Origin of the sequence: Nocardia africana NBRC 100379 (assembly GCF_001612635.1) — a bacterium.
In the GTDB taxonomy this organism is placed as follows: Bacteria; Actinomycetota; Actinomycetes; order Mycobacteriales; family Mycobacteriaceae; genus Nocardia; species Nocardia africana.
Window position 1 is genome coordinate 99,845 of sequence record NZ_BDAV01000008.1, and the last position, 22,307, is coordinate 122,151.

The following is a 22,307-nucleotide window of genomic DNA, read 5'->3' on the forward strand; positions in this document are numbered from 1 at the left end:
ACGAGGAGGCAAAATGACCGCGGCGACCGCCTGGGCCGAGGCGATGAAATACGAACACCGCGCCGACCCCTACCCGTTCTTCGATCGGCTGCGCCGCACCCCGGTCGCGCGCGTGGCCGACAACCTGTACGTGGTGACGGGTTATCAGAAACTGCTGTCGCTGGCGCACGACCCGCGGGTCAGCTCCGATATCGGTCGCAGCCCGCTGGGCAATCCCCTGACCGGCGGTTCCGGGCCCGGCGCGGCGAGCGCGCCACCGCCGGGTCGTCGCACGCCGAGCATCATCGTCTCGGATCCGCCCGATCACGATCGGGCCCGCCGCCAGGTGATGCGCCACTTCGGCCCGCCGCACGCGCCCGACGTCATCCCCGGCATGGAACCCGTGATCGTGCGCATGTGCAACCGGTTGCTCGACGAGATCGGGGCCGCCGGCAAGACCCGTCTCGACGTCGTCGACGACTACGCCTACCCCGTTCCCGTCACGGTGATCTGCACCGTTCTCGGCATCCCGCTCGCGGACGAGCCCCTGTTCCACGCCTGGATCTACGACATGCTCACCGGCATCGATCTGGGCCCCGACGCGCAGACCGAGGAGGGCGAGGTCCGCGCGGGCCGGGCGCACGCGAGCCGTGACGCACTCACCCGGTACCTGGCCGGCCTGATCGAGCAGCTCCAGCGTGAGCCCGGCCCGGGGTTGCTGTCGCACTTGCTCCACGACCACGGCCCCGACGGCCCGATGCCGGCCGAGCAGGTGCTGGCCAACGCGGTACTGCTGCTGATCGCCGGTCACGACTCGACGGTCAACACCATCGCCAACTGTGTGATGACACTGCTGCGCAATCCCGGTTCCTACGACCAGGTGCGCGATCGGCCGCACCTGCTACCCCGTGCGATCGAAGAGGTCCAGCGGTTGCAGGCGGCGGTGCAGTTCTTTCCCAGCCGCAGCGTCACCGCCGATATCGAGATCGGCGGCACCGTCATTCCGGAAGGGTCCGCGGTGCACCTGGTCTACGCCGCCGCCAACCGCGACCCGAACCGATTCACCGATCCGAACCGCTTCGACATCCAACGCCCCGACAACGAACATTTCGGCTGGGGCAGCGGGATCCACACCTGCCCGGGCGGCCCGCTGGCGCGACTGGAAGCCAATCTCGCACTGGAGATCTTCCTGCGTCGCGTCGTGACACCACGGCTGGTCGTCGACCCGCCACCGTATCGGCGCAGCCAGATCTTCCGCGGGCCACGACATCTGCTCGTCGACGTCGACCACATCGCCGGCCGAGCCGATCGGTGATCGCGGCGGAGGTCCCGGATCAAGGGGCGACGATTCCGCGACGGATCTGCCCGGGGCTCGATGTGACGCTGGGCGGCTTGCGATTTCGCGACGAGCGCAGCTGGTAGGGAACGCTGGTGACCATGACACCCGGCTCGAACAACAGACGCGCCTTGAGCCGCAGCGAACTCTGGTTGTGCAGCAGATTCTCCCACCAATGCCCGACGACGTACTCGGGGATGTAGACACTGACGACGTCGCGGGGCCGCGATCGGCGGACCCGCTTGATGTATTCGATGACGGGACGGGTGATTTCGCGGTAGGGCGACTCGACGACCTTCAACGGGATGCTGACGTCGTGGCGCTCCCAGGATTGGGTCAGTGCCCGGGTGTCGGTGTCGTCGACGTTGACCGTGATGGCGGTGAGGGTGTCGGGGCGGGTGGCGCGCGCGAACTGAACCGCGCGCTGAGTGGCCTTGTGCCAGTCCGACACCAGCACGATCGCGTGCACCCGGCCGGGCAGCGTCGTCTCCTCGTCGGGGTCGATGTCGAGTTCGGCGCGCACCGTCGAATAGTGGGTGTGGATGAGATACATCATCAGCACCAGCAGCGGCATCGCGATGACCACGAGGTAGGCGCCGTGACCGAATTTGGTGATCATGACCACGACCAGCACCACGCCGGTGAAGCAGGCGCCGAACGCGTTGATCGCCCGGGCTCGGTAGATGCGTTGGCGTTGCCCCGGCGCGGTCACGCCGCGAAGTTCGCGATTCCAATGCCGGACCATGCCGGTCTGGCACAGCGTGAACGAGGTGAACACGCCGACGATGTAGAGCTGGATCAATCTGGTGGTCTGCCCGTCGAAGGCGTAGATCAACCCGGCGGCGACCGCGGCGAGCAGGATGATGCCGTTGGAGTAGGCGAGCCGGTCCCCACGCGTGTGCAATTGGCGCGGCAGGTAGCGATGTTGCGCCAGAATCGAGGTCAGCAGCGGGAATCCGTTGTAGGCGGTATTCGCGGCGAGGATCAGGATCAGCGCCGTGGTGACCATCAGGTAGTAGAAGCCCAGGCTGCTGTCGCCGAAGACCGCTCCGGCGATCTGCGCGATCACGGTCTTCTGCGCGTCGGTGTGGCAATCGCCCGGAAAGCCGATCAGGTCGCAGGTGTTTTCGGCGACTCGCGTGTGGGTGATCATCGCCAGCGCGGTCACACCGGTGAACATGGCGATCGCCAGCAGGCCCATAGCGGTCATCGTCCGGGCCGCGTTGAGCGACTTCGGTTTCCGGAACGCGGGGACTCCGTTGGAGATCGCTTCGGCCCCCGTCAGCGCCGTACATCCCGAGGAGAACGCCCGCAGCGCGAGGAACGCCACCGCTGCCGTGCCGAGGCCCGCGTGCGCGGCGTGGATCTGATAATGCGCGCTCTCGGCGACGGGCGCGTGCCCGATCAGCGTCTCGATCAGGCCGATCGAGATCATCACCATGACGCCGGCGACGAATGCGTAGGTCGGCACGGCGAACGCCCGGCCGGATTCCCGCACCCCGCGCAGATTCATCGCGGTCAGCGCCACGATGAACCCGATATCGATCAGCACCCGATGCGGATTCAGCGCCGGCGCCGCGGAGATGATGTTGTCCACACCCGCCGCGACCGACACCGCCACCGTCATCACATAATCGACCAGCAGCGCCGCCGCGACCACCAAACCCGGTATCGCACCGAGGTTTTCGGCGACGACCTCATACGATCCGCCGCCCGAAGGATAGGCGCGCACCACCTGGCGATACGACAACGCGACCACCGCCAGCAGCACGACGACACCACCGGCCACCCACGGCGTCAGATACAGATAACTGAGCCCGCCCAACGTCAGGATGAGCAGAATCTCCTGCGTCGCATAGGCCACCGAGGACAGCGGATCACTGGCGAAGATCGGCAATGCCAGCCGCTTCGGCAACAGCGTCTCACCGAGCCGATCGCTGCGAAACGGTCGTCCCAGTACAACTCGTTTGGCGACGTCGATCGGTGAAACCACGATTAATCACCCTAAATCCGGCAAACCCGTACCCATCGATCGCCAGCCGTAGGGAAAACGTAAAAAAATCCCCGCGCCGGGATCGGGCGGTGTATCGCTCGGCGATACGTGAGCCGTCCCATCAGGCGGTCGCGCACCTCGGCACCATCACTCGCCGAGCAGCCGTTCGACGGTGTCACGGGTCGCGAGGGCCCGGGCTCCGTAGTCCTCGAAAAGCGCAGGGGTCAGCCGCGACGACGGCCCGGAGATGCTGAAGCACGCGCGGGCCGGACCGTAGCGTCCCCGCAGGGCTACCGCGACCGCGCAGATTCCGTCGTGCAGCCCTTCGACCGTGGTGGCGTAGCCCCGCCGCCGAATGAGATGTATTTCCTCCCAGAGCTCGTCCACATCGGTGATGGTGTGCTCGGTCGACTTGGCCGGGGTTTCGGACAGATAGGCCGCGATCCGTTCGTCGGGCAATGTCGCGAGGAACGCCTTTCCGGTCGCGGCGGCGTGCAGCGGCAGCCGAGTGCCCAGTGCCATGAACGCGCGCAACTGGTGCGAACTGTCGAGACGTTCGATGAGCACCAGTTCGTCACCGTCGGGCACCGCGAGATGGACCGTCTCACCCGTCGACATCTGCAGCGCGGACAGCTCCGGCAGCGCCACCTCGCGCAGATTGTCGCGCCCGGCGACCGCGCTACCCAACCGGAAAGCCAGACCGGTGATCTCCCATCGCCCTTCCGGTGAGGACCGCACCCACCCGGCCTCCTCGAGCGTCTTCAGACAGCGTTGCACCGTACTTTTCGGCACCTCCAGCCGCCGGGCCAGGTCGCTGAGTCCCGCGGGCTGTAGCCGCGCCACTTCCTCGAAGACCCGCAGGGCGGTCAGCACGCTGTTCACGAACTCGTCCCGAAGCCCAGCACGCACCGGCACACCCGTTGTTGACGGAGTCGCCACAAGCTAATACCGTCACTGGTCCATAATGTAGCACATCGGTCCACAGTGTGGACCATACACGAGAAAGTGGCCCTCATGCCAGTTCCTCTTCTCACCGCATTGCAGACCGGCACGGCCGCCTCCCGGCCCGCGGTCACGATCAGCGACACCGAAGTACATTCCGATGAACTATTGGGCGCGGCGGGCGCGCTCGCGAATCGCATCGCCGGCGCGGAATGCGTCGCCATCGATGCCCGCCCCAGCGTCGAGACGGTGATCGCGGTGGTGGGCTGCCTACTGGCCGGCGTACCCGCGGTTCCCGTTCCCCCGGACTCCGGCGCGGTCGAACGCCGCCACATCCTCACCGACTCGGGCGCCGAATTGTGGATCGGCGCACCGAATCCCGATGCTTCCCTTCCGGCGATCACCGTCGACCGGCGAGCGTCACACACCTGGACAGGTCCGGAACCCGATCCGGCAACGACGGCGCTGATCGTCTACACCTCCGGAACCACCGGGGCGCCGAAAGGAGTGGTGCTGCCCCGCTCGGCGATCGCGGCGAGTCTGGACGGACTGCGCGATGCGTGGCAGTGGAATGCCGATGACGTTGTCGTCCACGGCCTTCCGTTGTTCCACGTCCACGGCTTGGTGATCGGCGTGCTGGGCGCGCTGCGCACCGGATCGCCACTGGTGCACACCATCCGCCCCACACCGGACCGATATGCCGCCGCAGGCGGATCGCTGTATTTCGGTGTGCCGACGGTCTGGTCGAGGGTGTGCGGCGATCCGGACTCCGCACGTGCGCTCGCCGCCGCCCGTCTTCTGGTCTCGGGCAGCGCTCCGCTGCCGGTTCCGGTGTTCGACGGTCTGCGGGCACTCACGGGCAGTGCACCGATCGAGCGGTACGGCATGACCGAGACCGTCATCACGCTCAGCACCCGGCACGATGGTGAGCGCCGTCCCGGCTGGGTCGGGCTACCGATTACCGGAGTGCACACCCGGCTCCGCTCGGACTCCGGCGATACCGTCGGCCACGACGGCGAAACTCTCGGCCGCCTCGAAATCGCCGGGTCCACACTGTTCGACGGCTACCTTCACGACAAGGCCAAGACCGACGAGGTCATGTCGTCCGACGGATGGTTCGACACCGGCGATATCGCCGTGATCGATCCGGGAGGCTTTCACCGCATCGTCGGTCGTGAGTCGGTCGACATGATCAAATCCGGCGGCTACCGAATCGGCGCCGGCGAGGTCGAACACGCACTGCTGTCACATCCGAGCGTGCGCGAGGCCGCGGTGGTCGGCGTCCCCGATTCCGACCTCGGCCAGCGCATCGTGGCCTATGTCGTCGGTGAACCCGGTTATCACGACGCGCTCATCGACTTCGTCGCCGGCTCACTGGCGGTGCACAAGCGGCCCCGAGAGATTCGCATGGTCGAGGCGCTACCACGCAACGCGATGGGCAAGATCCAGAAGAAGACTCTGCTGAGCGATTACACATCCCACTGACGGGGCCGCCCGGGACTCACCCGGCTCCGTCACCGCGCCGCCGACGCCGCTTCGCGACCGGCGCGTCGTGCGGCTCGCCGCCGTCGGCCGGGAACATGACCGCCGGATTGATGGTGGCCAGATCACGACTGGCCGCCGCGTAGAGGCCGGTCAGAATGTGCATCGTGCGGACCGCATGGCCCATTTTCGTTGTCACATCGGATAATTCGGCAAGATTCGCGGTGAGCAGTTCACGCCGCAATGCGGCATAGCGATCGGAGATCTCGCGCCCGGCCTCGGTCACCCGGAACACCGACGAGGTGCCCGACTTGGTGCGCTCGAGCAAACCGAGGCCGACCAGTTTCCGCAGGTTGTACTGCAGGTTGGGCAGATCCTCCCGGTTGGTCAGCTGCGCGATGGTCGCGGTGTCCTTGGCGCGTTCCTGCATGCGCACGACATGCAGCGCCACGACTTCGTTGAAGGCCAGGTCCACATCTCCGGCGATGCGCAACGCCTGCACCGCAAACCGCTCGAAGGCACCTTCGACCTGTAGGAGCGCGAATTCGAAGGCGGTCATCGCCTCTTCGTGCGTGTTCTCGGCCAGATGCCAGCGGCGTTCCGGGTCCAGTTTCGCGGGCCGGTCGTCGCCGGCGGCTTCGGTGGCGGTCATAGCACACCAGCCAACACGGGTAACCGGGCCGACCGCAATGTGGAACATGAAATTTACGTTGAAAGTCTATTGATAGTCCACGAAGATTCTGTAATGTGGCTCAGGACACCACGGTGTCCAGCCCACATTCCGCGCCGCACTCCCCGCCGCGCCACTCATCACCGATCAACCACGCACTCGGCGTGGTCCCCACCTCGATGGAGGTTTCTCGATGTCCGCTGACCACTACAACGGCACCTCGGCCGGTGTGACCCGGCACTACGCCCCCTACGTCCAGGCGGATTGGGGCTATGCCAACCACTGGTATCCCGCACTGTTCTCCGCCGAACTCGCCGACGGCACCGTCAAGGGCGTCACCATCGGCGGCCACGACATCGCATTGCGACGGTCGGCGGGTAAGGCCTACGCATTGTCGGACCGGTGTATCCACCGCGGCGTGAAACTGTCGGCGAAGCCGATGTGCCTGTCCGAAGGCACCGTGACGTGCTGGTACCACGGCTACACCTACAGCGTCGACGACGGCAGCCTCACCACCATCGTCGGCAATCCCGACGATTCGCTGATCGGCCGGGCCGCGATCCGGACCTATCCGGTCGAAGAAGTCAACGGCATGATCTTCGTCTTCGTCGGCGATGCGGACTACGGCACCCCGCCGCCGCTCGAGAGCGATCTGCCGATGCGAGTGACCAACGATCCCGGCAACTCTCCCGTCGCCCACCTGATGGACGACAACATCATCGTGCGCGGCATCCATCGCAAACTGGTCGGCAATTGGCGGCTGGCCGCCGAGAACGGCCTCGATCCGGGCCACCTGCTGGTGCACTGGGACAACCAGATCCTGGTGGCCCTGGACCGTGCGCTGCCGCTCGGCGTCAACGCCCTCACCGACGACGCGACCGAGGAGATCGACATCCCCAACGGGCCCAAGGGCGTGATGAATCGCTACGACCGGCCCGATCTGTACAAGCCGGTGCTGGAGAACCCGAAGGTCGACATCAAAGCCCGGGGCAACGTTCAGCATTACTTCCGCACCTCGCTGTGGGTGCCGGGCGTGTTGATGGTGGAGCACTGGCCGATCACCGACGTCGTGCAGTACGAGTTCTACGTCCCCATCGACGACCACCACCACGAGTACTGGGAGGTGGTGGCGACCCGCGCCCACACCGACGAGGAACGGGCCGAATTCGACTTCAAGTTCGAGCATTTCTTCAAGCCGCTCGCGCTCGAAGGCTTCAACAACAGCGACGTGTTCGCCCGTGAAGCGACGGAAGAGCACTACACCCGCTTCGACGGATGGAACAACGAAATGCTCTGCGACATGGACTATTCCATCATCGCGTGGCGCAAGATGGCCGCCCGTCACCTGCGCGGATACTTCGAATCGCCGTATCGGGACGAGGACTGAACGTATGACCATGTCTCCGAGCGAAACCCGTTCCCACGCCGGCGCGGACACCGGAACCCATTGTGTCCGTTTGCGTTACACCGACACGGTGAAGGAGATCCACGTACCGGAGGGCACTTCGGTGCTGGACGCCGCAGCCGCCGCCGGCGTGCGGCTCGCCCATCAATGCGGGATCGGCACCTGTGGCACCTGCGTCGGCCGGGTATCGGCCGGAGACGTGGTCATGCCCGAAGGCCGGGTCTACCCCCTGCGTGCGGACGAGTCGGAGGCGGGCATGCGGCTGCTGTGCCAAGCGCGTGCCCGCTCCGATGCCGAGATCGACCTCGACTATCCAGCGGCCCTGCTCGACGAGAACCCGCTCATCACGACGACTACGAAGGTCACCGGTCTCACCTGGCTGGCCGAGTCCGTGGTCGAGCTGCAGATCCGGTTGCCGAAGTCGGCGAAGTTCTCCTTCCGCGCCGGACAGTACGTGCGGCTGCGGGTGCCCGGCACCAGCGAATGGCGCTCGTACTCCATGGCTTCCGGCGAACGGGAGAGGCGCCGGCTCACCTTCACCGTGCGCGTACTGCCGTCCGGCGCGATGTCGCACTATCTGCGCGAGCGGGCCGCCGTCGGCGACGAGCTCGAGATGGAAGGGCCTCTGGGGTCGTTCGGACTTCGCCCCGAACCCGGTCCGATTCTCATGGTGGCGGGCGGCACCGGGCTGGCACCCATGCTGTCGATGCTCGAAACCCTGCAAACCGCACGCGATCGCGACCGCATCGACCTGGTTTTCGGCTGCACTCGCGGACCCGACCTGTTCCACCTCGACGAGCTCGCAGGACGGCGCAGTTTCACCCCGGGCCTGTCGGTGCGGGTAGTGGTGGACGAGCCGTTCGACCACCCGGATGTGCTCACCGGAAATCCGGTCAGCGTGCTCACCGCGGCCGACGTCGCCGACCCGAATACCAGCGCCTACCTGTGCGGTCCCCCGGCCATGCTCGATGCGGCCCGCGTCCGGCTGAGCGAACTGGGCCTGCCGCCCGAGCGGATCCACGCCGAGCAATTCCTCCCCAGCTGATCACCATCGGCGGCCCGGCCGCCGGTGCGCACAGATTGTGAATCATCATGAGCATCGCCCGACTCGGGGCTCTGACCGTCGAGGTCGCCGATATCGACGCCTGGCAGCACCTGCTGGTCGACCTTCTCGAACTCGACGCCCGGCCCCGCACCTCACCGGCGGATCCGCTGCTGATCCGACTCGACGACCGCCATCACCGCATCGCGTTGTATCCCGGGACCGAAGACCGCGTCCGACGGGTCACCTGGGAGGTGAACACTCCCGAGCAGCTGAACACGCTGGCCGATGCGGTCGAGGCCGAAGGTGTAGAGGTCGAGCGGGTGGCCGCCGGCGACGCTCCCGATGTCGCCGCCGCCATCCGGTTCGCCGATCTGGACGGGTTTCCCACCGAGATCGGCTACGGCGTGCTGACCGACCACCACCCGGTACGGCCCGGCGGGGTGATCAGCGGGTTCGTCACCGGCGAACTGGGCCTGGGGCATGTGGTCTACATGTGCTCGGACTATCCCGCGGCGGTGGACTTCTATACCCGCGTCCTCGGCTTCCGGCTCACCGACTACATCGTCTGGGACGGCGCGGATGCCACCTTTCTGCACTGCAATGCACGCCATCACAGCCTGGCGTTGATGAACGAATGCTTCGGGATGCGCGGCGGCGACCTCAACCATCTGATGATCGAGACCGCCACGCTCGACGACGTCGGCCGGGCCTACGACCGGATCACCGCCGCGGGCATCGATCTGAAGATGACGCTCGGTCGCCACACCAACGACGGGGTCACCTCGTTCTACCTTTCCACGCCGTCCGGCTTCGGCATCGAAATCGGCTGGGGTGGAGCGGTTGTCGGCGAGGACTGGGTCGTGCAGACCTACGACGCCCCGGCGCGCTGGGGCCACGAGGTCCGGAAGAAGGTGAGCTGAGATGACCGTCGACGCAGCCACCGGCGAGCACGCCGAGACCTCGAGCATCAGCACGGTGGAACGCTATCTGGACCGCGTCGCCGAACGCGACGAATTCATCCGCGCCTGGGCCTTTCTCGATCCGGACCTGGTCCGCGCGCAGGCCCGCGCACTCGATGCCGAATCGCCCCGCTCGCCGCTGCACGGAATTCCGGTGGGCATCAAGGACATCGTCGACACCGCCGATCAGCCGACGGCGTACGGCAGCAGCCTCTGGTCCGGACATCGCCCCGGACGCGATGCCGAAGCGGTGCGCCGGCTGCGTGCGGCGGGCGCGCTGATCTTCGGCAAGACCGCCACCACCGAGTTCGCCACCTACGAGCCGGCCCGAACACGCAACCCGCACAACCTCGATCACACGCCGGGCGGATCGTCGAGCGGCTCGGCGGCGGCAGTCGCCGACGGCCAAGTACCCATCGCTCTGGGCACCCAGACCGCCGGATCGGTGCTGCGTCCCGGTTCCTACTGCGGCGTCTTCACGCTCAAGCCCAGCTACGGCCGGTGGTCGTTCGACGGTGTGCTGCCGGTGGCGCTGAGTTTCGACACCCTCGGCGCATTCGCGCGGCATCCGGTGTGGCTCGGCGCGGTCGACCACATCCTCACCGCCCCAGGGCAAACCGGCGAGGAACAGACCGCGCTGCCCGCCACCCGCGACCTGACCGTCGGTGTGCTGCGCCCCCCGTGGGCCGAACGCGCCGGCAGGGACGCCTCGGAGCGGCTGGAATCGTTCGCCGCCGGCCTGCGCGCCCACGGCACCACCGTCACCGAGATTTCCGTCCCGCCCGAGCTGGCCGAACTCGACGACGCTCACACGCTGATCATGGCCGCAGAGGCTGCCGCGGCGCTGTCCGACCGCGTCGGCAGGGATGGAACCGACGGCATCAGCCCCCGGCTGGCCGAATTCCTCGCCTTCGGCCGCGGCGCGGAGCCGAGCCGAATCCAGCACGCGCGCAGCATACTTCGCGCTGCCCGACGCTTCCTCCAGGATGCGCACCGACGTGCCGACGTGCTGCTGACCCTCGCCTCGACCGGCGAGGCGCCCCGCGGCCTGGACAGCACCGGCGACCCGGTGTTCAACAAGCTCGCCAGCGTCGGAGGGCTTCCCGCGGTCGGGCTGCCGACCGGCACCGGCGCCACGGGACTGCCGCTCGGTGTGCAACTCATCGGCCCCACCGGCACCGACCACGCCCTCGTCCGCATCGCGACCTGCCTGACCGACCGGGTCGGGCTGGCCGCCCGCTGCCCGCTTCCGGAGGAACAGCGATGAACGACGCCATCACCCGCGCCGAGACCCCGGCGCAGTCGATCCAGGATCTGGCGCTGGACGACGACCGCCGCGCGATGTACGACGCGGTCTGCGATCGACTCGACCCCGACCGCTTCCGCGATCTGCTGGTCGAGCTGGTCGGCATCCACAGCCCCACCGGGCGCGAACGCGCTGCCTCGGAATTCATGGCCGACCATCTGCGCCGCGAGGTCGGCATCGACGCCGCCTATCGGCCGGTCAGCGAGCACACCGGCAATGTGCTGGGCGAGATGCGCGGCAGCGGCGGCGGCAGCCGGCTACTCCTGTACGCCCCGATCGACACCCACATCGATCCCGAGGCCGATGTGCCGTGGGTCGGGCCCCGGTTGCGTCCGGACATGGTGCCGCAGGCGCGGGTGGACGGCGATCTGGTGATCGGACTCGGCGCCTCGAATCCGAAATGCATGGTGGCCGGGCTGACCGAGGTTGTCCACGCTGTCGCCGACGCCGGTGTACCCCTGATCGGCGATCTGGCGATCGGCTTCGCAGGCGGCGGAATGCCGGTCACCATGAGCGGCCGCGACCACGTGGGCATGAGCAGTGGGGTGTTCCATCTGCTGACCCACGGCGCAATGCCCGATCACGCCATCGTCCTGAAACCGTGGTGGGCCGTCTACCCGGAGGAGCCGGGCATGTGCTGGTTCAAGGTGTCGGTACGCGGCACCTTCGGATACTCCGGAATCAGCAGGGGCACACCGGGTTTCCGCTCATCGATCGTCCCGGCCGCGCGCGTCGTCGACCTCATCGAGGCCTGGCTGCCCGAATACACCGCACGCAACACCTCCGGATCCACCATTCCCGAGGGATGGATCTCGGCGCTGCGTTCCGGAAACCCGGACAAGCCGGCCTTCCCCTCCGCCACCACCGAGATCTACCTCGACGTCCGGGTCAACCCCCGAACCTCTCCGGGCGATGTGCGAAATCAGTTCGCCCAGTTGATATCCCACATTCGCTCGACCGAGCCCGATATCGATCTCGACTGGGAGATGTACGGTTCGCTGCCCGGCGGCATGACCGATCCCGGCAACTGGATCATCCAATCCTGCCGGCGCGGGTGGGAAGAAGTGGAAGGCCGGCCCTACGAATCCACACCACTGCTCGGCGGACAGACCGACGGCACCCTCATCCGCCGGATGGGCGTCCCCTGCGCGCGCATCGGCTATCCCTGGCCGCCCGCGACCGCACCCGCCGAACTGAACGAAGGCCTGGGCGGCATGGGCGTCGCGTCGGTATCCGACGTGATGACCGCCGTGCGCGCCGTCGCCTACGCCGTCGTCGACACCCTTACCCGAACCCGAGAGGACGTGGGACTGTGAGCCCAGAACGCAAGATACTCAACATCGTTCCGGTACCGGTGCCGCCGGAGGCGCTGGCCGCCTTCGCCGCGCAGATCCCGGACGACATCGTGCATCCCGGTTTCGAGAACGTCTTCGTCAGTGCCCGCGCCGGCGGCACCACGCTGGACAGCGCGTACGAGACGACCTTGGCCGACGCCTTCGTCCTCGAGGCCGGATCCCGCGCCGAGGAACAGGGATACGCGGCGGTGTGTGTGAACTCTATGAGTGATTCGGCGCTGGCGGCGCTGCGTTCGCGGCTCACCATTCCGGTGGTGGCACCGAGTCAGGCCTCGATGCTGCTGGCATCGCTGCTGGGCAAGAAGTTCTCGGTGATCACCATGTGGCCGCAGTGGCACGAGCTGTATCACAAGGCGGCCCGCGAGCAAGGGCTCAGCGCCCGCATGGCCTCTGTCCGCGATATCGGCGTCGCACCCGATACGGCCGAATTGCTCGCCGGCAAAGAGGATTTCGTCTTCGCTGCGCTCGAACGCGAAGCACGCACCGCGATCGACGACGACGGCGCCGATGTCATCGTGCTCGGCTCGACCACGATGCACCAGTCTCATGCCTACCTGTCGCGGGTGCTGGAAGTGCCGGTCCTCAATCCCGGCGTCGTGGCCTACAAGCTCTGCGAGCTGCTGGTGGTGACCGGCTTGAGCCACAGCAAACGCGCCTTCCCGTCTCCCGCGCTCGTCCAGGACGACCTGCTGTCGGCGCTCGCGGCCACCCACTGAACGACCCGATACACCGAACCACCCAGGCACCCCGAGGAAGTACACGATGACCACCGAGAATCCCGAAATCGGCCGGAGCATGCGCACCGGCACCTTCGACACCAACTACCACGACGTCGGAACCGGCGACCCGGTGCTGCTGCTGCACGGCTCCGGCGCCGGCGTCTCCGCCTGGGCGAACTGGCGCGGCCTCATCCCGGTGCTGGCCGATGATTTTCGGGTCGTAGCCCCCGATCTGGTGGGCTTCGGCTACACCGGACTTCCCGAACCGGCCGACTTCCACATCTTCGACACCTGGATCGACCAGGTAGTGGCCCTGCTCGACGGCCTGGGTATCGAGAAGGCACACGTGGTCGGGAATTCCTTCGGCGGCGGGCTCGCCCTGCACTTGGCCATCCGACATCCGGAGCGCCTGAACCGGATCGCGCTGATGGGTGCGGGCGGAGTCAAGATGCGCTTCACCGACGAGCTCGACCAGCTCTGGGGCTACACCCCGTCGGTGCAGAACATGAAGAAGATCATGGACATCATGGCCTACGACCGGTCGCTCGTGACCGACGAGCTGGCCGAACTGCGTTACCGCGCCACCATCCGGCCCGGCGCACAGGAAGCTTTCGAGAAAGTCTTCCCTCCACCGCGGGCGCGGTGGCTGGACGCCCAGATCGTGTCCGACGAAGAACTGGCGTCCATCCCGCACGAGGTGTTGCTGCTGCACGGACGCGAAGACCGCGTGGTACCCCTGGAGGCGTCACAGCACATGTTCGCCGTGATTCCCAACGCGCAGCTGCACGTGTTCGGCCACTGCGGGCACTGGACGCAGATCGAGCACGCACAACGCTTCCAGCAACTGGTGTCCGCCTTCTTCCACGAAGCGCGCACCACGGCCGGGGTCCACGCGTGAGCGCGCCGGGCAATGCCGGGCCCCGAGGCGCCGGGGGTGAGCACTCGGCGAGGATCGCGGTCATCGGGGCCGGTGTCTCCGGACTGTGTGCGGCGAAACTACTGACCGAGTTCGGGTTCGACGTCACCGTCTACGACCGCACCCCCGACGTCGGCGGGGTATGGAGTCGCACTCGCCGGTATCCGGGCGTAACCACGCAGAACAACAAGGGCACCTACGCGTTTTCGGACTTCCCGATGCCGCGCGCCTACCCGCAATTTCCCAGCGGCGCCCAGGTCCAGAACTATCTCGAGGACTACGCGACCCGATTCGATCTGCATCGACTGATCCGCCTGCGGACCGAGGTGACGGAAGCCGCCCAGGACGAGCGAACCGGAACCTGGACCCTGACCGTCCGGGACCTCACCACCGGGACGGACGCACCGGCAGCCTTCGACCACCTCGTCGTGGCGACCGGCATCTTCTGCGATCCGTTCGTTCCCGAGTACCCGGGGCGGGAGGACTTCGAACGAGCGGGCGGAAAGATCTGCGCCGCATCGGATTTCACCCGCCTCGAGGACGCGGCCGGCAAGGATGTCGTCGTGGTGGGCTATGGCAAATCCGCCTGCGATATCGCAGAGGCGCTCAGTGATGTCGCTCGCTCGACCACCGTCGTGGCCCGGGAGGTGACGTGGAAGGTGCCGCGGAAGCTCGCCGGGCTGGTGACCTACAAATACATCCTGCTCACCAGGTTCAGCGAAGCGCTGTTCGACCATATCGAACAGCGCGGGTTCGCTCGATTCCTGACCGGGCCGGGACGTTTCCTGCGCAACGCGCTGCTCGGCGGCATGGGGTCGATCGTGCGCCGGCAGTTGATGCTGGACCGGCTGGGACTGGTGCCGGACGGCCCGTTCGAACGCGTGGTCCGGCACGCGGTGAGCCTGGCCACGGAGAACTTCTACGAGAAGATCCGCGACGGCGTCATCACCCTGCACCGCGGCGCGATCATCACGAGGCTGCACGAGAAGGACGGCAAGCCGACCATCGCGCTGTCCGACGACACGCTGCGGGATGCCGACATCGTCGTCTGCGCAACAGGTTTCACCCAACGGGTGCCCTTCCTGAGCGCCGCGCTGCAGGACCGCCTCACCGACGGCAACGGCAACTTCCTGCTGTACCGCCAGATACTGCCACTGGACGTGCCGAACCTGTTCTTCGTCGGTTACAGCTCGTCGCTGGTCAGCCCGATCGCCGCCGAGGCATCCGCGATGTGGGTGGTCGCCTGTCTGGCGGGTGGCGGCACCGACCTGCCCTCGCCCGGACACCGACGTGAGTTCGCACGGCGCCGCCTGAACTGGATGATCGAACGCACCGAGGGCAAGCAGGCCCGCGGCACCAACATCATTCCGTTCTCGATTCGCCACGTGGACGAGATCCTGGACGAGATCGGGGTGAACATCGGACCGGCGGCTCGGCTGCGACAGTGGGTGCTTCCGGTGAAGCCGGCCGCCTATCGGTCCGCGACCGCGGCCCTGCATCGGCGCTTCCCCGACCGAGGCGCCGCGACCTCCCGGGACGGTATCCCGGCCTCCTCCCCGCGGTAACGAAACCACACCCCGTGGTCCGGGTGCCGGAACGGTCCGCCCACCCGGACTGCGGACCCTGCCGGTCCAGGCGGTCCGTCGTGTCGCCAACCGCACAGAAGTCGTCGATTTCGGCGGGGAGCTCTGCAGTATAATTGATTAGATAGGCTAAGCAACGTGGAGCGGCTCGGGCATCCGCCCGGCGCCACGCCGCATCCACCGTCCGGGCCCATCCGCAGCAACCGACCGTTGCTCTCACCGAACAAGGAGCTGACCGCAGGAAAGGCAGTTTTGACCGCGACTCGCACCGACGACTTCCCGACCACCGCCACCGATTCACTTCCGCCCGATCTGCCCGCACCGCCGCCGGCACAGCCGGATCGCACGGGTGGGATGTTCGCTTCCCTCGCCGTCCCGAACTACCGCTACTACTTTGCGGGCCAGGTGGTTTCGAATACCGGCACCTGGATGCAGCGGATCGCGCAGGACTGGCTGGTGCTCGGCCTCACCGGCAGCTCGTTCGCGGTCGGCATCACCACTGCCATGCAGTTCCTGCCGATGCTGCTGTTCGGTCTCTACGGCGGCGTCATCGCCGACCGCTTCCCCAAGCGGGGGCTTCTGGTCCTCACCCAGGCAACCATGGGACTGCTCGCCGCCGTCCTCGCCGTCCTGACGCTGACCGGCAGGGTCGAGGTGTGGCACGTCTACCTGCTGGCGCTGCTGCTGGGCCTGGTGACCGTGGTCGACAATCCGACCCGGCAGTCGTTCGTCCCGGAAATCGTCGGCCGGCAACGGCTGCGCAACGCCGTCAGCCTGAACTCCGCGAACTTCCAGGCCGCGCGACTGGTCGGACCGGCGGTCGCCGGAGCGTTGATCGCCGCCGTCGGATCCGGCTGGGCCTTCGCGATCAACGCCTGCTCCTTCGTGGCGGTCATCGCCGGCCTGCTGGCCATGCGACCGGCGCAGCTGACACCGGTGCCGCGCCTGCCGCGACGGAAAGGCCAATTGCGTGAAGGTTTGCGGTACGTGAGCGCGCATCCGCAACTGCTCTGGCCGATCGTCATGGTCGGCTTCATCGGCACCTTCGGCTACAACTTCCCCACCGTGCTGTCGGGCTTCGCCTATCACGTCTTCGATGTCGACGCCGGCAAATACGGGCTGCTCAACACCGCACTCGCGGCGGGTTCGCTCACGGGCGCGCTGCTGGCCGGGCGCCGCGGGCGGGTGCGGATGCGGATGCTGGTCGCCACCGCCATCGGCTTCGGGGCGCTCGAGGCGGTCGCCGCCTTCGCGCCGGACTACTGGCTGTTCACCGCGCTGCTCGCCGTGGTGGGCCTGCTCGGACTCACGTTCAACACCTCCGGCAACTCGATGGTGCAGCTGGAAACCGACCCGGGCATGCGGGGGCGGGTGATGTCGCTGTACATGATGGTCTTCACCGGCGGCACACCGATCGGCGGCCCGATCGTCGGATGGCTCACCGAGGAGTTCGGCCCCCGGCTCGGCCTGTTCGCCTGCGGAGCGGTCTCCGCACTGTCGGCGGCGGTGATCGGTGTCGTTCTCGCCCGTGCCGCCGGCCTGCGCGTGCGGATCTCGGGCAGGCGCGTCGTGCTCATTCCGCGCTCCCCGAAAGCCGTCGCGACCGCCCACCGGTGGTAGGTGCCGGGTTTACGGTCCGCCATCTCGAAGATCGGCCCCACACTGCCGACCCGAGGTGCCGATCCGGCCGAAATGGTGCTGCGGCACGAACTGGCCGCCGTCTGGGCTCCAAAACGTTCAGCGCGGGCCCGAGCCGAAGAACCGCCACAGGTAACCGGGTAGCTTGCGCAGCGGAACCGCGCGCGGCCAGTCGTCGGCACGGAAGTAGGCGTCGCTGCCACCGTCGACGAAAACGATACTGCCGCACAGGAAACGGGCGGCCGGCGACAGCATGAACACCGCCCACTCGGCCAGATCATCCGGATCGCCGAAGCCGCCGATCGGGACCGGGAAACGCTCGATATTCCTCGCCTCGGCCGGGGTCGCGAGCTGCTTTTCCAACAGCGGCGTCAGCACCGCGCCGGGTGCCAGCGCGTTGAGCCGGATCCCCGCGCCGGCCCACTGCGCGGTCGTCGCGTGGCGGCGCACCCAGTGGCTCACCGCGATCTTCGACGTGCCGTAGGCGATCGACGGCGCGTTCCGGCCGAAGATCCGCAACGCCCGCAGCGCCTTGCCGGTGTCGCCCGCCAGCAGCGCACGAATCGCCCGGCGCGGCACCAACGGGGTGGTGGTCGTCGAATTGCTGCCGAACACAACCACTTTCGCCTCGTCCGCCCGAGCCAGCGCCGAGCGCCAGCCGTCGAGCAGATCGACGACGCCGCGGTAATTCACCTCGAAGATCAGCCGCGGCCGGTCCGCACCGGGCGCCGGCCCCACCCCCGCGGCGAGTATCGCGCCGTCGAGATGCCCGTCGACCTCCGCGAGCACACCGTCGATCGCGGTGCGGCGGCCGGCCGCCGTCGACAGATCCGCGACCACCTGCGCGTCCTGCAGATCGACACCGACCACCGTATGACCCCGCTCGCGCAGCTTCTCCGCCGCGGCGCGCCCCATTCCCGACGCCGCCCCGGTCACCACGTACACACCCACCGCATCGCCTGCTTTCCGCTACCCGAGCCTCGAACGATCACCCACCGGCGACCATCCTGCCCCGTCACCGTCGTACCGAACTGCGCGGCATACTCGTGCCACACTCGATCGATGGCTGCGGCTTCCACTCCTCCGCCAGGCTTTCATTCGGTGACACCGCGCATGGTGGTCGAGGACCACCCCGGCGCGGTCGCGGTGGAGGCACCGCTCGACACGCCGTACGGTGACCGTCGCGCCATGGTTCGCGACCCGTTCGGGAACGTCTACCAGATCGCCAGTCGGGCTACGGCCACCGGCTGACGTCGGCGAGCGCCGCTTCGGAGCCGTCCTCACTCGACGACATAGCGCAGCATGACCGCCGTGTCGAAATGCCTCGTCTCCGCCAGCCGGAGCGGAATTCGCTTGTCCAGCAAGGGAAACATCGGCGTGCCGCCGCCGAGCACCACGGGCAGGACGAACACTTGATACTCGTCGATCAGCCCGTGCGGAATCAGCGAGGCCGCGAGAGTCGCGCCCCCGACCTCCATGACGCCGTCGCCCTCGGCCTTCAGCCTGCGCACCTCCTCCACCGCGTTCTCGCTGACCAGCGTGCTGTTCCACTGCACCTCGGTCAGTGTCCGGGAGAAGACCACCTTCGGCTTCTCCGTCCACAACCCGCCGAATTCACGCTGGATGCGCGGCGCGTCCTCGGGCACATGCGGCCAGTACTCGGCCATCAGTTCATACAGGCGGCGACCGTGCAGCGAAATCTCGATATCGCGATACCGGTCGTTGTGAAACTGGTGTAACTCGTCGTCCGGATTCGACCAGTCGATGCTGCCGTCGCGGTCGTTGATGTAGCCGTCCAGGGACATACTGATCCCGTAGCTCAGTTTCCTCATACCGCATAGACGCCGCGCGCGCCCGAAATTCATCGGCGCACAGCGGAACCGATTCGATCGGTCGCGACGCGGTCATCGCCGCCGGATCAGACCCGTTCGAGATAGAAGTACGCGTAGCGGCCGTTGTCGAGCGCCCAAAGCTCTGTAGTCAACAGAAACCGACTAGTGTCCGCCGTCCGACGCGTCCTGCACGATGTCGAACTGCACAACCTGTACGGCCCACAGGTGACGGCGGCGTTCACAATCCCTTCTTCCGCCACAGCGGGTTGGACGACTCCCGACCCCCTATGGCAATGGGCGCTCAGCCCGGGGGAATCGCTTCAAGCTGCCCACACTGAGCGATCCGTTCGCCCCGGTACGCAGCGCCGCCTCCGCCGCGCGGACGTAGCCGGCCGGGTCTTTGTCGACGGGCACGACGCCCGCGTAGTTACGCGCCTCGTAGGCGGCGAAGGCCACGGCAAGTTGATGGCGGCGCTGCAGCCCGGCCAAGCGGCGGAAGTCGGTGAGCCCCTCCCGTTCCTCCTCGGCCATATGGTCGCTGTTGGCCAGATTCGCCGCCGCGACCGCGGCATACCACTCGTCGGTGCCGACCTGGTGCCTCCCTACCTCCGCGACCGCGTCCCTGATCTCGTTGTGGTCGTGGATCGCGTCGAGCGTCTCGTCCTCCGCCCCGCTCGCCCGGCGAGCCGCGATCCCCACCTGCAGCAGCGCGGGATAGAAGATCTCCTCCTCGGCCTGCGCGTGCAAGTCGAGAAACGCCGCCAACCGGTCCCAGATCGCCCCCAGCGCACCGGTGTACCCGCGATCGATCTGCTCCAGAATCGCGAACAGCCGCCGCTGCTCGTGATGGTCATCGAGGATCAACTGGGTGATATCCACATTCCTCCCTGACGCCGATCGCTGGTAAGCACGGAACTCGACGGCCGCCTGCCGCGCGGTCAGCCGGAACCTCCTGGGAATCTGACGACAATGTACTACCGAGTCGCGGCCCGACGCTGCGGGCTCGAGCACCCGTTCGGAGATAATCCGCATGAGGAGCGCCGAATGTGATTCAATTCCCCGGCACTGCGAGCTCAACCGAAAATTTCTGGGGGGAACGTGACCGACGTGTCACCGCTGTCTGCCGAGCACTCCACCGCCAACGGCGTCTACTGCAACTACTGCGGCGCCACGCCGGCGGCCACCGTGAACATTCGCGCCCACCGTGGCCTGCTCATCGCCATGCAATTCCGCAAGGCGCCCGGCCCGTTCTGCCGCGACTGCGGTCTGGCGGCCTTCCGGCAGATGACCGGCGAAAGTCTGTGGCAGGGCTGGTGGGGCATCGTGTCCTTCATCGCCAACCCGCTCACCATCTTGTGGAATCTGTACTGCCGCTACGAGATCGGACGACTGCCGCCGCCGAACCCCGGCAGCCCCTACCAGACGATGGATCCCGGTAAGCCACTTTATCGCCGGCCGCAGATCCTCGCGATTCTGCTGCCGTTCCTCGCAATCGCCGGCCTCATCGCCGCGGCCGGACCCGATCCGAACACGAAGCAATCGTCGTACTCGACCGCCGGTTCCCCGAGCGGCACCGATCCGAGCGCCATCCGCTCACCGATCCCGGCCACCACTTTCACTGCGGGCCAATGTGTTTGGAACACCCACCAGCCCAACGGCGGGCAGGACGACGACAACGCCAACGTTCAGGTCCTGCCTTGCGACGATCCGCGCGCCCAGGCAACCGTCCTCGGCACCCTGTCGCGCCCCGCACCGACTCCGGGATCCCCCCAGGCACCGGGTTCCGCCGAGTCCGAAACCGCCGAGACCCTCTGCGGCAGCGCATATCCCGACTCCGACGCCTACTACACCGAGACCCACAGCAACTACAACCTACGAACCACCCTCATCGTCTGCCTGCGCACCAAGTAGCCCCGGCAAGCCACAGGCCCATCGGGCTGGCGATCCGATGTCTTCGCCCGCGCGGCAAGTCCGCCTCTTCGACGGATGCGGACTCAGTTGCCTCGCCTCGGCCGCAGTTACCGCGGTCGGGTGCTGTCCAAGACCCAATCCCGATAACCCGGATGGGTCTGGACCGCTTCCGTGGCTATCACCTGTGGTGTCTCATCCGGATGCTTGTCTTTCAGGAACGCCAAGATGTCATCCACCCGTGATCGCCGAGTGTGCAGGATGGCCAACGACTCCCGGTCGTCTTGCACTGCGCCGCCCCAGCGGTAGATGCTGCGGATTCCGGGAACGATATTGCCGCAGGCCACGTATCCGGCTTCCACTAGCTCGCGGACCAGCCCGGCGAGAAATTCCGGGTCGCCGGCAGTGATCGAAACGTCTACTACGGTTTCAGTGTCGGCCATGCCTTCAATTGTCCCTCAGTTCGGGCCATGTCACGGACCAAGGCCTCCGCGACCCACCGTTCTCGCGCGACCGCACACCAACCTTGCACAACCGGTGCGACATACGACTGACCGACCCATCCGCCTCTCATCATCTGACCGTGCGGGTGAAGCTCGAAATACAGCGTTCCCTTCGAACGCACATTTCCGTCCGCAGCGACATACCAACCCATGAACGCTTCGGAGTCGTAGAGCTTCATTTCACCGGTCCACGCGTAGGACCCCTCCGACACCGGCCGGGCGCGCGCGCCGGCAAGTTGCAGCCACAATCCGTCTTGCTCGATATGCAGTTCGAGGGTGTCGATTCGTTCCCCGGCGTCGCCGAACGCCTGGCCCGAATACCACCAGTCACCGGAGAAATCCAGTCCGGCGGCAGTCTTGCCCGCGAGCGTGTTCAGTGACACGTCCAACACCTCGGAGAGCCGGACGAGGTCCGATACCACTGGTTCGGTTTCGCCTGTCTCCCAACGGGACACGGTCTTCTGGTCCGCGCCGACCAACTTCGCAAGCTGTGTCTGTGAGTAGCCAAGGACCTTTCTCCGTTGCCGGATGACGTCGCCCGTCACGCTCACTGGTAATGCCTCTCGTCGGTTGGTCTACGTCGCCGATTCTATAGCTAGACTCATACGTCTATACTAGACATATCCGCCTACTGCGTGCATCATTGCGGTACGCCCCGGCGCCGGGTCGAGCCAGCCTCTCCGGCGCCGGATGCGATACCGAAAGCCCTTCGAACCGGGGAGCGCCTGTCGATGAG

General features: G+C 66.9%; 21 protein-coding genes. 13 read left to right on the forward strand and 8 right to left on the reverse strand.

Annotated elements, in window-relative coordinates; genetic code table 11:
* Positions 1-13: 13 nt before the first annotated feature.
* Positions 14-1,294, forward strand: coding sequence for a cytochrome P450 (locus tag NA3_RS14445; RefSeq protein WP_062964134.1), 1,281 nt, complete (start codon positions 14-16; stop codon positions 1,292-1,294).
* 19 nt (positions 1,295-1,313) lie between these two features.
* On the opposite strand, the gene NA3_RS14450 is transcribed toward NA3_RS14445, so the two are convergent.
* Entirely contained in the window at positions 1,314-3,308 is a 1,995-nt protein-coding gene (locus NA3_RS14450; RefSeq protein WP_062964135.1) for an APC family permease, read from the reverse strand.
* Between the two features lie 147 nt (positions 3,309-3,455).
* Complete coding sequence (locus tag NA3_RS14455) at positions 3,456-4,190, reverse strand: IclR family transcriptional regulator (protein WP_062964136.1); 735 nt, start codon at positions 4,188-4,190, stop codon at positions 3,456-3,458.
* 132 nt (positions 4,191-4,322) lie between these two features.
* Here NA3_RS14455 and NA3_RS14460 point away from each other — a divergent pair, with 132 nt between their 5' ends.
* Positions 4,323-5,735, forward strand: a complete 1,413-nt coding sequence (locus tag NA3_RS14460; RefSeq protein WP_062964178.1) for an acyl-CoA synthetase — start codon at positions 4,323-4,325, stop codon at positions 5,733-5,735.
* Between the two features lie 16 nt (positions 5,736-5,751).
* Here NA3_RS14460 and NA3_RS14465 read toward each other — a convergent pair whose 3' ends face one another.
* Positions 5,752-6,384: a winged helix DNA-binding protein gene (locus tag NA3_RS14465; protein ID WP_062964137.1), complete on the reverse strand. Its 633-nt coding sequence runs from the start codon at positions 6,382-6,384 to the stop codon at positions 5,752-5,754.
* A gap of 211 nt (positions 6,385-6,595) precedes the next feature.
* On the opposite strand from NA3_RS14465, the gene NA3_RS14470 reads away from it, so the two are divergent.
* From NA3_RS14470 to NA3_RS14510, 9 genes are all read left to right on the forward strand, one after another.
* Positions 6,596-7,789 carry a Rieske 2Fe-2S domain-containing protein gene (locus tag NA3_RS14470; RefSeq protein WP_062964138.1) on the forward strand — a complete coding sequence of 398 codons (1,194 nt, stop codon included), beginning with the start codon at positions 6,596-6,598 and terminating at the stop codon, positions 7,787-7,789.
* 4 nt (positions 7,790-7,793) lie between these two features.
* The gene (locus NA3_RS14475; protein WP_062964139.1) at positions 7,794-8,852 is read left to right on the forward strand and encodes an FAD-binding oxidoreductase; all 1,059 of its coding nucleotides are present in this window, start codon (positions 7,794-7,796) and stop codon (positions 8,850-8,852) included.
* Positions 8,853-8,899: 47 nt separating this feature from the next.
* Positions 8,900-9,772 (forward strand): VOC family protein, encoded by an 873-nt coding sequence (locus NA3_RS14480; protein WP_062964140.1) that lies wholly within the window; start codon positions 8,900-8,902, stop codon positions 9,770-9,772.
* 1 nt (position 9,773) lies between these two features.
* Positions 9,774-11,078: an amidase gene (locus tag NA3_RS14485; RefSeq protein ID WP_062964141.1), complete on the forward strand. Its 1,305-nt coding sequence runs from the start codon at positions 9,774-9,776 to the stop codon at positions 11,076-11,078.
* Positions 11,075-12,433, forward strand: coding sequence for a M20 family metallopeptidase (locus NA3_RS14490; protein ID WP_084491555.1), 1,359 nt, complete (start codon positions 11,075-11,077; stop codon positions 12,431-12,433). The genes NA3_RS14485 and NA3_RS14490 overlap by 4 nt, the downstream gene beginning before the upstream one ends.
* Positions 12,430-13,188, forward strand: a complete 759-nt coding sequence (locus NA3_RS14495; protein ID WP_062964142.1) for an aspartate/glutamate racemase family protein — start codon at positions 12,430-12,432, stop codon at positions 13,186-13,188. The genes NA3_RS14490 and NA3_RS14495 overlap by 4 nt, the downstream gene beginning before the upstream one ends.
* A 46-nt stretch (positions 13,189-13,234) precedes the next feature.
* Complete coding sequence (locus NA3_RS14500) at positions 13,235-14,089, forward strand: alpha/beta fold hydrolase (RefSeq protein WP_062964143.1); 855 nt, start codon at positions 13,235-13,237, stop codon at positions 14,087-14,089.
* Complete coding sequence (locus NA3_RS14505; RefSeq protein WP_062964144.1) at positions 14,086-15,672, forward strand: flavin-containing monooxygenase; 1,587 nt, start codon at positions 14,086-14,088, stop codon at positions 15,670-15,672. Before NA3_RS14500 ends, NA3_RS14505 begins: the two co-directional genes overlap by 4 nt.
* A gap of 270 nt (positions 15,673-15,942) precedes the next feature.
* Entirely contained in the window at positions 15,943-17,310 is a 1,368-nt protein-coding gene (locus NA3_RS14510) for an MFS transporter (protein WP_062964145.1), read from the forward strand.
* 117 nt (positions 17,311-17,427) lie between these two features.
* On the opposite strand, the gene NA3_RS14515 is transcribed toward NA3_RS14510, so the two are convergent.
* Entirely contained in the window at positions 17,428-18,279 is an 852-nt protein-coding gene (locus NA3_RS14515) for an SDR family oxidoreductase (RefSeq protein WP_062964146.1), read from the reverse strand.
* Between the two features lie 111 nt (positions 18,280-18,390).
* Between NA3_RS14515 and NA3_RS38590 the strand changes: the two genes are divergently transcribed.
* Positions 18,391-18,579, forward strand: a complete 189-nt coding sequence (locus NA3_RS38590) for a VOC family protein (RefSeq protein WP_084491556.1) — start codon at positions 18,391-18,393, stop codon at positions 18,577-18,579.
* A 29-nt stretch (positions 18,580-18,608) separates the two neighbouring features.
* Here the strand turns inward: NA3_RS38590 and NA3_RS14520 are convergent, their stop codons facing one another.
* Both NA3_RS14520 and NA3_RS14525 read right to left on the reverse strand, forming a co-directional pair.
* Entirely contained in the window at positions 18,609-19,160 is a 552-nt protein-coding gene (locus NA3_RS14520) for a dihydrofolate reductase family protein (protein ID WP_062964147.1), read from the reverse strand.
* A gap of 285 nt (positions 19,161-19,445) precedes the next feature.
* Complete coding sequence (locus NA3_RS14525; RefSeq protein WP_062964148.1) at positions 19,446-20,039, reverse strand: hemerythrin domain-containing protein; 594 nt, start codon at positions 20,037-20,039, stop codon at positions 19,446-19,448.
* 219 nt (positions 20,040-20,258) lie between these two features.
* Here NA3_RS14525 and NA3_RS14530 point away from each other — a divergent pair, with 219 nt between their 5' ends.
* Positions 20,259-21,071, forward strand: a complete 813-nt coding sequence (locus tag NA3_RS14530) for a hypothetical protein (RefSeq protein WP_062964149.1) — start codon at positions 20,259-20,261, stop codon at positions 21,069-21,071.
* A 107-nt stretch (positions 21,072-21,178) separates the two neighbouring features.
* On the opposite strand, the gene cutA is transcribed toward NA3_RS14530, so the two are convergent.
* Positions 21,179-21,511 (reverse strand): divalent-cation tolerance protein CutA, encoded by a 333-nt coding sequence (gene cutA, locus NA3_RS14535; protein WP_062964150.1) that lies wholly within the window; start codon positions 21,509-21,511, stop codon positions 21,179-21,181.
* Positions 21,490-22,122, reverse strand: coding sequence for a helix-turn-helix domain-containing protein (locus NA3_RS14540; RefSeq protein WP_084491557.1), 633 nt, complete (start codon positions 22,120-22,122; stop codon positions 21,490-21,492). Before NA3_RS14540 ends, cutA begins: the two co-directional genes overlap by 22 nt.
* Positions 22,123-22,307 lie beyond the last annotated feature (185 nt).

Bases quoted from the DNA above. Each gene is read 5' to 3' on its own strand.
- cutA (WP_062964150.1), bottom strand. From the start codon at position 21,511: ATGGCCGACACTGAAACCGTAGTAGACGTTTCGATCACTGCCGGCGAC.
- NA3_RS14465 (WP_062964137.1), bottom strand. From the start codon at position 6,384: ATGACCGCCACCGAAGCCGCCGGCGACGACCGGCCCGCGAAACTGGAC.
- NA3_RS14520 (WP_062964147.1), bottom strand. From the start codon at position 19,160: ATGAGGAAACTGAGCTACGGGATCAGTATGTCCCTGGACGGCTACATC.
- NA3_RS14475 (WP_062964139.1), top strand. From the start codon at position 7,794: ATGACCATGTCTCCGAGCGAAACCCGTTCCCACGCCGGCGCGGACACC.
- NA3_RS14480 (WP_062964140.1), top strand. From the start codon at position 8,900: ATGAGCATCGCCCGACTCGGGGCTCTGACCGTCGAGGTCGCCGATATC.
- NA3_RS38590 (WP_084491556.1), top strand. From the start codon at position 18,391: ATGGCTGCGGCTTCCACTCCTCCGCCAGGCTTTCATTCGGTGACACCG.
- NA3_RS14500 (WP_062964143.1), top strand. From the start codon at position 13,235: ATGACCACCGAGAATCCCGAAATCGGCCGGAGCATGCGCACCGGCACC.
- NA3_RS14445 (WP_062964134.1), top strand. From the start codon at position 14: ATGACCGCGGCGACCGCCTGGGCCGAGGCGATGAAATACGAACACCGC.
- NA3_RS14460 (WP_062964178.1), top strand. From the start codon at position 4,323: ATGCCAGTTCCTCTTCTCACCGCATTGCAGACCGGCACGGCCGCCTCC.
- NA3_RS14485 (WP_062964141.1), top strand. From the start codon at position 9,774: ATGACCGTCGACGCAGCCACCGGCGAGCACGCCGAGACCTCGAGCATC.
- NA3_RS14470 (WP_062964138.1), top strand. From the start codon at position 6,596: ATGTCCGCTGACCACTACAACGGCACCTCGGCCGGTGTGACCCGGCAC.
- NA3_RS14490 (WP_084491555.1), top strand. From the start codon at position 11,075: ATGAACGACGCCATCACCCGCGCCGAGACCCCGGCGCAGTCGATCCAG.